The sequence below is a fragment of the Vaginisenegalia massiliensis genome, from assembly GCF_900604935.1.
Taxonomy (GTDB): domain Bacteria; phylum Bacillota; class Bacilli; order Lactobacillales; family Aerococcaceae; genus Vaginisenegalia; species Vaginisenegalia massiliensis.
The window spans coordinates 1-1467 of the sequence record NZ_UWPC01000019.1; the positions used below are offsets into that span (position 1 = coordinate 1).

Annotated in this window: 2 protein-coding genes; both read right to left on the reverse strand. The window is 37.4% G+C overall.

Annotated features, from left to right (window positions below):
- Positions 1-47: 47 nt before the first annotated feature.
- On the reverse strand, positions 48-929 hold the full coding sequence (locus tag EIH20_RS08490; protein ID WP_241152417.1) for an IS3 family transposase: 882 nt from the start codon (positions 927-929) through the stop codon (positions 48-50).
- Positions 860-1467: transposase (locus tag EIH20_RS08580; protein ID WP_241152418.1), on the reverse strand; the 608-nt coding region annotated here is incomplete at its 5' end. The genes EIH20_RS08580 and EIH20_RS08490, both read right to left, overlap by 70 nt.

The following is a 1467-nucleotide window of genomic DNA, read 5'->3' on the forward strand; positions in this document are numbered from 1 at the left end:
AAGTGATATGTACCCAGAATCCTGGACACATTGATTTATAGTAGTTTCTAAGCCATGGATGCCATCCTAAATTTAACAGGGGGCATCCATTTTGTTTTTTCTTGGATACGTTCATGATTATAATAGTCGATATATGTGGCTACCGCTGACTTAAATTCGTCGAATGAGTGGTAGCTTTTTTCTTGTCCATAAAATAACTCATTCTTCAGCCTACCAAAAAAAGTTTCCATAATACTATTGTCATAACAATTTCCTTTTCGTGACATGGATTGAACTATTCCGCGTTCCTTTAAGCGCGTACGAAATGATTTATGTTGATACTGCCATCCTTGATCAGAGTGAAAGATTAATCCGTTTAAGATAGGATATTTAGTAAAGGCTTGATCTAACATATTGGTTATTTGCTTCATGTTTGGAGCAGGTGAAAGATCGTAAGCCATAATCTCATTGGTCGCCATGTCAAGGATAGGTGATAAATAACATTTACCCCACGGGAAAGTAAATTGAGATACATCCGTTGTCCATTTTTGAAAAGGAGCACTAGCTGAAAAGTTTCGATTAATAATATTACTGGCTACTTTACCCACTTGACCTCTATATGAGTGATACTTTTCCTTCGGACGTTTACCGAATAGGTTCATGTGATGCATGAGTCTCTGAACCCGTTTGTGATTCACGATTATTCCCGTATTTCTTAGTTCATGATAAATGCGTCTAACACCATATCTTCCTTGATGTTTTTCAAAAATAGCACGGATTTCTTGTTCTAAGGGGAGATTCTTCTCTTTAACTTTATCGACTTTATTTAATTCGAAGTAATAGGTCGATTTAGCGAGCTTCATTGCGCGTAGTAGATACTTTAGTTGGTATTCTTCTTGATGTAATTCTTTGATGATCGCTGCTTTTTCGCCTTGAGTTGCGCAGCCCATTTTTCGTGTCTCAAGGCCATTTCTTTTTTTATAACAGCATTTTCCGCTTTGATATAATCCACTTCAGCTCTTAGACGAATGAGTTCTTCACGTTCAGATTCAGTTAAGGGTGTAGGCTTTTGTTTTTTCATCATATGGGGCTCCTTAGGTGGTCTACCTTGTTTAGAATTATTAAGTCCTGTATACCCCTTCATTTTATAGGTTCTAACCCATTGATACAACAATCCCGAGTTAATGCCAGCGAAAACGGCCACTGAACCATATGAATTTCCAGCTAATACTTGATTAATTAGAAAGAGTTTTTCATCAATTGTCCACCGTTTATTCGTTCTCTTATGTTTGAGTGAGTCTAACCCATTCGCATCGACCAAACGGACCCATTTGCGGACTTGTCTATGAAATTCTTTGTCTGTAAGACCTGTAGGCGTTTCGGGATAATTTCCCTCATGATACATCTCTACACATAATAATTTAAATTCATAACTATAGCGCACAAAATTACCCCCTTTACTGTGTCCAGTAAAGGGGGTACATATCA

Coding starts and splice junctions, on each gene's coding strand:
- EIH20_RS08490 (WP_241152417.1), bottom strand. CDS start 929: ATGGGCTGCGCAACTCAAGGCGAAAAAGCAGCGATCATCAAAGAATTA.